This is a genomic window from Nocardioides sp. NPDC057577, from assembly GCF_042801335.1.
In the GTDB taxonomy this organism is placed as follows: domain Bacteria; phylum Actinomycetota; class Actinomycetes; order Propionibacteriales; family Nocardioidaceae; genus Nocardioides.
Window position 1 is genome coordinate 42,927 of the sequence record NZ_JBHVGB010000020.1, and the last position, 8,693, is coordinate 51,619.

Sequence of the window (8,693 nt, forward strand, 5' to 3'; positions counted from 1 at the left end):
ACGCTGTTCGTCGGACTATCCGGTCGTCCTGATAGGGCGAGTAGTTCTACGAACAGCGTGTTACATGCCCGGAAGCGTTAGCTCAGCGCGGCAGCGACGACTGACTTGGCCTCTTCCTGGACCATCGCCAGGTGGTCGGGGCCGCGGAAGGACTCGGCGTAGATCTTGTAGACGTCCTCGGTCCCGCTCGGGCGGGCGGCGAACCAGGCCGACTCGGTGGTCACCTTCAGGCCACCGATCGCCGCGCCGTTGCCCGGTGCCTCGGTGAGCTTGGCGGTGATCTCCTCACCGGCCAGGGTGGTCGCGGTGACGGCGTCGGGGGAGAGGGCTGCGAGCTTGGCCTTCTCCTCCCGTGATGCGGGGGCGTCGATCCGGGCGTACGCCGGCTCGCCGTGCTCGGCGACGAGCTCGGCGTAGCGCTGCGACGGCGACTTCCCGGTGCGCGCCAGGATCTCGGAGGCGAGCAGGGCGAGGATGATGCCGTCCTTGTCGGTGGTCCACACGGTGCCGTCGAAGCGCAGGAACGAGGCGCCCGCCGACTCCTCGCCGCCGAAGCCGAACGAGCCGTCGATCAACCCCGGCACGAACCACTTGAACCCGACCGGCACCTCGACCAGCGGCTTGTCGAGCGCACCGGCGACCCGGTCGATCATCGAGGACGAGACCAGCGTCTTGCCGATCCGTGCGGTCGCCGGCCAGCCGGGACGCGCGCCGCCGAAGAGGTGGTCGATCGCGACCGCGAGGAAGTGGTTGGGGTTCATCAGCCCGGCATCGCGGGTGACGATCCCGTGCCGGTCGGAGTCGGCGTCGTTGCCCGTGGCGATGTCGAACGCCGGGGTGCCTTCCAGGAAGCGCACCAGCTCGGCCATCGCGCTGGGGGAGGAGCAGTCCATCCGGATCTTGCCGTCCCAGTCCAGCGGCATGAACCGCCAGGTCGGGTCGACCAGCTCGTTGACCACGTTGAGGTCGATCTTGTGCCGCTCGGCGATCTCGCCCCAGTAGGCGACCGAGGCCCCACCCAGCGGGTCCGCCGCGATGCGCACCCCGGCATCGCGGATGGCGGCCAGGTCGACCACGTTGGGCAGGTCGTCGACGTAGGAGCCCAGGAAGTCGTACGCCTCCGCCTTCCGCCTCGCGGCGGCGAACGGCACCCGCTTGACGCCGGAGAGCCCGGCACGGATCAGCTCGTTGGCGCGGGCGGCGATCACCTTGGTCGCGTCCGAGTCGGCGGGACCGCCGTGGGGCGGGTTGTACTTGAAGCCGCCGTCGGAGGGCGGGTTGTGGGACGGGGTGACGACGATCCCGTCGGCGAGACCGGGGCCGGCCAGCCGCCCGCCGTTGGCGCGAAGGATCGCGTGCGAGACCGCCGGGGTCGGGGTGTAGCCGTCGCGGTCGTCCACCAGGACGCGTACGTCGTTGGCGACCAGCACCTCCAGCGCGCTCGCCCACGCGGGCTCGGAGAGGCCGTGGGTGTCGCGCCCGATGAACAGCGGCCCGTCGAAGCCCTGCGAGGTGCGGTAGTCGACGATCGCCTGGGTCGTGGCCAGGATGTGCGTCTCGTTGAAGGCCGACCTGAGCGAGGACCCACGATGCCCCGAGGTGCCGAAGACGACCTGCTGGGACGGATCCTCCGGGTCCGGCTGCAGGTTGTAGTAGGAGGCGACCAGGTGAGGTACGTCGACCAGGTCGGCGGGCGTAGCGAGCGTTCCAGCGCGTGGGTCAGCCATGTGCCCCATCATGCCTACTGCCCCGTAATGTTCTCCTCATGCCCCTCGTCACCACCGAAATCAACGACGGCATCGCCCAGGTGCGTCTCAACCGCCCGGACAAGCTCAACGCGCTGACCCTCGAGCTGCTCCGGGAGCTGGTCGACACCGCCAAGGAGCTCGGCAAGAACCACGAGCTGCGCGCGGTGGTCATCGCCGGCGAGGGGGATGCTTTCACCGCCGGTCTCGACTTCGCCTCGGTCCTGCGTGACCCGAAGAAGATCGTCGGCGCGTTCGTGCCCGTGCCCTTCCGCGGCACCAACCTCTTCCAGGAGTCGGTCTGGGCGTGGCGCCGGCTGCCGGTCCCGGTGATCGCGGCCGTCCACGGCCACTGCCTCGGCGGCGGCGTACAGATCGCGCTCGGCGCCGACTTCCGCATCGCCGAGCCCGACTCGCAGTGGTCGGTCCTCGAGGGCAAGTGGGGCATCATCCCCGACATGACCGGCATCCGGTCGCTCTCCGAGGTCGTCGGCATCGACACCGCCAAGAAGCTCACCATGACCGCCGAGCAGTTCTCCGGCGAGCGTGCCTACGAGCTCGGCCTGGTCACCGAGCTCTCCGCCGACCCGGTGGCCACCGCGACCGCCTTGGCCCGCAAGCTCTCCGAGCGTTCCCCGGACCAGCTCGCCGCTGCCAAGCGCCTCTTCAACGACACCTGGTACTCGCCCATCAAGCGCACCTTCTCCCGCGAGCGCATCGAGCAGCTCCGCCTCCTCTTCGGCGAGAACACCAAGATCGCCCGCGAGGCCGCCTTCAAGCGCGAGAAGCCGACCTACAAGCCCCGCCGCTGACCCGACTCAGCCGAGGCGTCACCCGCGTCGGCCGAGGCGTCACCCCGGTCGGCCGAAGCGTCACTCGCGTCGATCGAGGCGTCATCTGATGCCTTCTCGGCCGACGTACGCGACGCCTCGGCCGACGTACCTGACGCCTCGGCCTGCGCGGCTGACGCCTCGGCGTGCTTGCGGCGACGCTTGATCTCGCCCTGGGCGAGGACGAAGGCGAGGATGACGGGCCAGACGTACTTCAGATGGCTGGCGACCCACTTCACCCATTCGGGGACCTGTACGTCCGGCAGGTCCGGCCACGGGATCGAGGGCCACGGGATGCTGGGGAGGTCGGGGAGGGGCAGGTCGGGGACGTCGGGCAGGTTCGGAAGCGGGAGGTCGATGTTCGGCAGCGAGATCCGGGCGAGGATCCACGCGACGACCGCCGCGACCACGATGCCGCCGACCACGCCCGCGGCGCCGCCGAGGGTCTCGATGAGCGCGTAGCGCCTGGGGTGGTCGATCACCCGGCGTTCGTACGCAGCGGCCCGTGACCCCGGCTCGGGGGTGAGGTCGACGCCGCCGATGCCGGCCAGCCCGGCCAGGTCCTCGCCGGGCGCGAAGTAGGTCGCCCGCCGCGGGGTGCCGAGGCCGGAGTGGATCACGAGAAGAGCGCCGTGCTCCTTGCTCTCCAGCCGGGCCCGGTCGTCGGAGGTCTTCTTGGTGAGGACCTCCTCGCCGTCGACGGTCCACACGAACGTACGGATGATCTCGCCGGTCACCTCGAGATGATGGGTGATGCCGGAGATCGTCCGCGACCAGATCTGGACCTTCTTGCTCACCCTGAAGAATCTAGGAGAGGTGACACCGGGGCGGCATCGGTCGCAGGTAGCGACCGGAGTGCGACTTTGGTCAGGGGCAGGCCAATCAGGGGTAGGCGATACCAGTGGTCTGCTCGGACAGCTCCCACAGCGCCCGGGCCGCCTCCGGGTCGTGCGCCAGCCGGGTCGCGGCGACCGGCTTCGGTGCGCCCCGAGCCTCGAAGGCGTCGCCGGGCCCGACGTACGTCCCGGGCTCCAGCCCTGGGTAGGTCGTCGCCATCAGCGCAGGCCAGGCACCTGCTTCGGGAGTCTGAGCCATGGCATGGACGGCGGCCTCACTGATGCTGGCGATCGGCGCGATCAGCCTCCTGGACGTGCCGTTCGCCATGAGACGCGTCGAGGCGAGCCCCGGGTGGGCGGCGTACGCAGCGACGGGCAGCCCCGCCTTCTCCAGGCGCCGCTGGAGCTCGAAGGTGAAGAGCAGGTTGGCGAGCTTGGACTGCGAGTAGACGTTCCAGGGCGAATACCGCCCGACCTGCACGGTCGGGAAGCCCAACGGCGCCTTGCGGGCCATCTTGTGCATCATGCTCGACACGGTCACGATCCGCCCCTCGCCACTCTCGGCCAGCGGCTCCAGCAGCAGTCCGGTCAGCAGGAAGGGCCCGAAGTGGTTGGTCGCCATCTGCAGGTCGAGGTCGTCCACGGTCCGTGACTGCGGTGTCGCCATCACGCCCGCGTTGTTGACCAGCAGGTGCAGCGGCCCGCCGCCGTCGAAGGTCGCCGCCGCGATCGCCTCGGCGCCGGCCCGCACCGCCTGGAGCGAGGAGAGATCGAGCGCGACCCGGTCCAGCCTGGCGCCCGGCACCTCCTCGGCCAACGCCGCGGCGGCCGCGTCGAGCTTCTCCCAGGACCGCCCCGCGAGGACCACGCGTGCCCCCGCGGCAGCGAGGCCACGCGCGGTGAAGTAGCCGATCCCGCCCAGCGTCGGTCCGGTCACCACGGCGTTCTTGCCGGTCAGGTCAGGAATGTCGGAGGTCGTCCACGGCATGCGGCCACACTAGGCGGCCCGTCAACACAATGGACGGATTTGATCGTCGGGCCCCGCCCGATCAGCCCAGCCCACCCACTGCGAGCCCGGCGGCGATCGCGAGCATCGTGCACCCGATGAGACTGTCGAGCACCTGCCAGGCACGCCGGCTGGCGAGCAGGGGCCCGAGGAGCCGGGCGCCGTAGCCGAGGGCGGTGAACCAGATGATGCTGGCCAGGCAGCCGCCGATCGCGAACCCCCACCGCGCCGAGCCGTACGTCGCCGCGATCGACCCGTGGAGCACAAGTGTGTCGATGTAAACATGCGGGTTGAGCCATGTGAAGGCGGCGGCCTTGGCGATCACCCGGGGGAGTGTCTCGCGGGGAGCACCGGCAGCATCCAGACCCGAGGGCCGCAGCGCCCGCCGGAAAGACCCGATGCCGTACCAGCCGAGGAACACGACCCCGAACCAGCGCAGCACCTCCACCACCCACCCGGCGCTCTCGACGACCGCCCCCATGCCGGCGACCCCGGCGCAGATGAGAAGGAGGTCGGAGACCGCACACACGGCCACCACGGCGAGCACGTGCGAGCGGAGGATGCCCTGCCGCAGGACGTACGCGTTCTGGGACCCGATGGCGATGATGAGGCTGAGCCCGGTGAGGAGCCCGGCGAGGCTTGCGTTGATCACGTCGGCGACGCTAGGCGGCCACGAACCTGCAGGCCAGCGAAAGAATCTTACCGAAGATAAGCCACACTTAAGTCATGCCCGCTCTCGACCCGACCCAGCTCGAGACCCTCGTCGTGATCGCAGAGGAAGGCACCTTCGACGCCGCAGCGAGACGACTTCACATCACCCCGAGCGCCGTCAGCCAGCGGATCCGGGCGCTCGAGCGCGCGGCCGGGCAGGTGCTGGTGCGGCGTACGACTCCCTGCACGCCCACCGAGGCAGGCGAGCCGCTGATCAGGCACGGCCGACAGCTCCGCCTGCTGCTCGACGAGGCCACCGCGACCCTGAATGCCGGCGACAGCAGCGACGACACCGTCGTCGACCTTTCGATCGTCGTCAACGCGGACACGCTCGCGACCTGGTTCCGTCCGGTGCTCGACGAGGTGGCGACCTGGGATCGGACGGCGCTGCGGATCACCGTGGAGGACCAGGGCTACTCGGCCGACGCGCTACGTCGCGGGGAGGTCCTCGCCGCGGTCACGAGCGAACCGAGACCGGTCCAGGGCTGCACCGCCGAGCCCCTGGGGCGGCTCCGCTACACCCCCGGCGCGACCCCGGCGCTCATCGAGCGCCACCGCAAGGGCAGAGGCATCGACTGGGGCGCGATCCCGATGATCGTCTACAACGAGAAGGACCATCTCCAGGACGAGGTGCTGGCGGCGCACGGCTCGACCCGGCCGCCGGTGGTCCACCGCGTCCCGAGCAGTCACGACTTCCACGAGGCCATCAGGCGCGGCCTCGGCTGGGGCATGCTGCTCGACGCCCAGGCCGAGGCCGACCTCGAGAGCCGAACGACGATCCCGCTCCCGGGCGCGAGGCCGATCGACGTCCAGCTCTTCTGGCAGCGCTGGCGCCTCGACTCGATCGCGCTGGACGACCTGAGCGAAGCCGTACGCCGCGCCGCGCGCGACCAGCTGCGCCCGACACGTGGCCGGCGAGCGGCTCAGCCGCGCTCGGGCGGGTAGCCACCCCCGTTGGGGCCGTTGGGGTAGCCGCCCTGCGGCGGGTACTGCCCCTGGGGAGGCGGGTAGTGACCCTGCGGTCCGCCCTGATAGGGACCGGCGTCGTACTGGCGGTGCTCGACGGCCGTGGTGTGCTGCGACCGGTTGACCGACAGGAGGACCCCGATCCCGATGGCGAGGCCGCCGGCGATCACGAGGATCCAGCCCAGCGGCTCGCTCGCGATCGCGTTGGCGACGTCGTCAGGCAGGTCGACCGCGCCGGTGAGCAGGATGAGTCCGAGGACCAGCAAGATGATCCCGAGGCCGATGGTCATGAGAGAAACTCCAGACGTGTGGGGGCTGGCGCGCCACGCTACCCAGCCGGTTCAGGCCCCCATACCGTCCCCCGCATCACGGCTTGCCGCAGGTCAGGCCGTACGCCGCGACCCGGCCACCCCTCGAGCCGCGACCCCGAGCAGCACGAGCAGGAGCGCGCCGAAGGCGAGCATCGCCGGCTCGGTCGCGACGTACTGCACCAAGATCCCCAGCAGCACCACCGGCACCGTGATCCCGAGATAGGCCATCAGGAAGAGCCCGGCCAGCGCCTCGCCGCGGCTGTTCGCCGGCGCCACCGAGATCACGGTGGCGACCGCCGCCTTGAACGACATCCCCGATCCGGCTCCGGTGACGACGGCCCCGACGACCAGGACCCAGAACGTCCCGGACAGCAGGGCGCCGATGACGAGGAGCAGCCCGGTGGTCAGCGCGACCAGCCCGATGGCGTACAGCCGATGGCGCGGCCAGCGCCCGGCCAGCACCTGGAAGAGAGCCGCGGCCCCGAAGATCGAGAACCCGACCACGCCCGCGACGGCGTGCGAGTTCATGCCCAGATCCTCGGCGAGGAACGACGGCACCAGCGAGGTGAAGAAGCCGAACATCGCGAACGCCACGAAGCTCGCCATCCCCGCGGCGAAGTACGCGCCGCGCGCGTCGGCCGGCACCCGCACCCGCTGCGGCCGGTAGGTCCACCCCGGCTGGTCGGTGTCGACCGTCTCCGGCGCCGCCACGACCGCGAGCAGCCCGAGCACCATCAGGAACGTGAAGACCGCGTACGGCGTGTAGAGCGGTCGCGGTGCCCACTCGGCCAGCGCGCCGGCGACCAGCGGGCCCAACCCCAGGCCGCCGATGTTGGCCGCGGTCGCGACCACCTCGGCCCGGGTCGCCGACGCCTCCGGCCGCGCGGTCCGGTGCAGCTCGGCGAGATGGGCCGTCGCGGTGGCGGTCAGCATCCCGACGCCGAGCCCGGACAGCAGCCGCGCCAGCAGCAGCCAGCCGAGCTCGTGGGTCGAGAGGAAGATCAGCGCCGAGAGCACGTTGAGCAGCACCGCCGGCGCCACCACCCGCCGTCGCCCGAACCGGTCGGACAGGTGACCGGCGAGGAAGAGCGAGATCGCCACCCCCGCGCCGTACGTCGCGAACACCACCGTGATCACGAACGAGCCCCACCCCTGCTCGTCGACGTAGAAGACGTAGAGCGGCGCCGGCGCGGCCGCGAAGCCCATCGTCACCGCGAACAGGAACGCCACCGACCAGAACCCGCGGACGTGGTGGTGCCGCTCGGTGCGGGGCGCTGCCTGGATCGTTGTCATGCGTCCATGCTCGCCGATCCTCACGATCATCTCCAACGAATCTTGTCGAAGGTAAGCATCACGATCTGCGATAGTGAGGCCATGCAGCCGCACCAGCTGGAGTACTTCGTCGCCGTCGCCGAGACGGGCAGCTTCACCGCCGGCGCAGATCGGGTCGGTGTCGTGCAGTCCGCGGTCTCCGCAGCCATCAAGCAGCTCGAGCGCGGCCTGGGAGCGCCGCTGATCGAGCGCGGCTACCACCGCCTCGCGCTGACCGCCGAGGGCGAGGCGCTGCTCCCGCGCGCCCGCGAGGTGCTCGCCGGCATCGATGCTGCTCGCGAGGCGGTCGCCGGCGCCCGTGGCCAGGTGGTCGGCACCGTCCTCTTCGGCACGCTCTCCTACACCGGCCGCTGGGACATCGCCGAGGTCCTGCAGGGCTTCGCCGCCCGTCACCCCGGTATCACCGTGCGCCTGCGCCAGACCATCTCGGGCAGCGCCACCAGCGAGGCGGACGTACGCTCCGGGGCCCTCGATCTCGCTCTGGTCTCGACGGCTGCGGCGTCGCTGCCCGGGCTGAGCCTGACCCGCATCCACAGCGACGAGCTCGTGTTCATCTGTGCACCCGGCCACCGCCTGGCGCAGGCCGGCGCCGTGTCCGCCGCCGATCTGGCCGAGGAGACCTGGGTCGACTTCCCGACGGGGTGGGGCAACCGTACGGTGGTGGACGCCGCGTTCGCCTCTGCCGGTGTCTCGCGGGCGGTCCGCACCGAGGTCACCAGCTTCGAGCTGGCGCGCAACCTCGTCTGCCGCGGTCTGGGCGTCTCGGTCGTGCCCCGCGCGTCGATCGAGGGTGACCCCGGGGTCGTCGCCGTCCCGATCGGCCTGGAGTGGTCCTTCCAGCTCGCTGTCGCGAGCAACCGACGGATCTCTGCCGCCGCCGCCCGGCTCGCCGAGGCGGTCACGGCCTCCGCGATCTGAGCAGCAGATGGCACTGCGGCCCGCCCGGAGAACCGGGC

The 8,693-nt window shown here is 70.9% G+C and carries 9 protein-coding genes; 3 read left to right on the forward strand and 6 right to left on the reverse strand.

All coding sequences use genetic code 11. The features are described 5' to 3' along the window. Nucleotides 1–77: 77 nt before the first annotated feature. Complete coding sequence (gene pgm, locus ACFU7D_RS06745) at nt 78–1,727, reverse strand: phosphoglucomutase (alpha-D-glucose-1,6-bisphosphate-dependent) (RefSeq protein ID WP_378864842.1); 1,650 nt, start codon at nt 1,725–1,727, stop codon at nt 78–80. Between the two features lie 38 nt (nt 1,728–1,765). On the opposite strand from pgm, the gene ACFU7D_RS06750 reads away from it, so the two are divergent. After that, nucleotides 1,766–2,557 (forward strand): crotonase/enoyl-CoA hydratase family protein, encoded by a 792-nt coding sequence (locus ACFU7D_RS06750; RefSeq protein ID WP_378864845.1) that lies wholly within the window; start codon nt 1,766–1,768, stop codon nt 2,555–2,557. On the opposite strand, the gene ACFU7D_RS06755 is transcribed toward ACFU7D_RS06750, so the two are convergent. The 3 genes from ACFU7D_RS06755 to ACFU7D_RS06765 all read right to left on the reverse strand — a co-directional run bounded on the left by ACFU7D_RS06755 (nt 2,539) and on the right by ACFU7D_RS06765 (nt 5,069). Continuing rightward, nucleotides 2,539–3,372, reverse strand: coding sequence for a hypothetical protein (locus ACFU7D_RS06755; RefSeq protein WP_378864848.1), 834 nt, complete (start codon nt 3,370–3,372; stop codon nt 2,539–2,541). The genes ACFU7D_RS06750 and ACFU7D_RS06755 overlap by 19 nt on opposite strands. Before the next feature lie 85 nt (nt 3,373–3,457). Beyond that, nucleotides 3,458–4,399: an oxidoreductase gene (locus tag ACFU7D_RS06760; RefSeq protein WP_378864851.1), complete on the reverse strand. Its 942-nt coding sequence runs from the start codon at nt 4,397–4,399 to the stop codon at nt 3,458–3,460. A 61-nt stretch (nt 4,400–4,460) separates the two neighbouring features. Continuing rightward, on the reverse strand, nt 4,461–5,069 hold the full coding sequence (locus tag ACFU7D_RS06765; protein ID WP_378864854.1) for a LysE/ArgO family amino acid transporter: 609 nt from the start codon (nt 5,067–5,069) through the stop codon (nt 4,461–4,463). Nucleotides 5,070–5,143: 74 nt separating this feature from the next. Between ACFU7D_RS06765 and ACFU7D_RS06770 the strand changes: the two genes are divergently transcribed. Beyond that, nucleotides 5,144–6,073 carry a LysR family transcriptional regulator ArgP gene (locus ACFU7D_RS06770; protein ID WP_378864857.1) on the forward strand — a complete coding sequence of 310 codons (930 nt, stop codon included), beginning with the start codon at nt 5,144–5,146 and terminating at the stop codon, nt 6,071–6,073. On the opposite strand, the gene ACFU7D_RS06775 is transcribed toward ACFU7D_RS06770, so the two are convergent. Together ACFU7D_RS06775 and ACFU7D_RS06780 are read right to left on the reverse strand one after the other, a co-directional pair. Beyond that, nucleotides 6,052–6,384: a hypothetical protein gene (locus ACFU7D_RS06775; protein WP_357339938.1), complete on the reverse strand. Its 333-nt coding sequence runs from the start codon at nt 6,382–6,384 to the stop codon at nt 6,052–6,054. The genes ACFU7D_RS06770 and ACFU7D_RS06775 overlap by 22 nt on opposite strands. A gap of 93 nt (nt 6,385–6,477) precedes the next feature. Beyond that, on the reverse strand, nt 6,478–7,698 hold the full coding sequence (locus ACFU7D_RS06780; protein WP_378864860.1) for an MFS transporter: 1,221 nt from the start codon (nt 7,696–7,698) through the stop codon (nt 6,478–6,480). Between the two features lie 81 nt (nt 7,699–7,779). Here ACFU7D_RS06780 and ACFU7D_RS06785 point away from each other — a divergent pair, with 81 nt between their 5' ends. Continuing rightward, the gene (locus ACFU7D_RS06785) at nt 7,780–8,655 is read left to right on the forward strand and encodes a LysR family transcriptional regulator (protein WP_378864863.1); all 876 of its coding nucleotides are present in this window, start codon (nt 7,780–7,782) and stop codon (nt 8,653–8,655) included. Nucleotides 8,656–8,693: the final 38 nt, after the last annotated feature.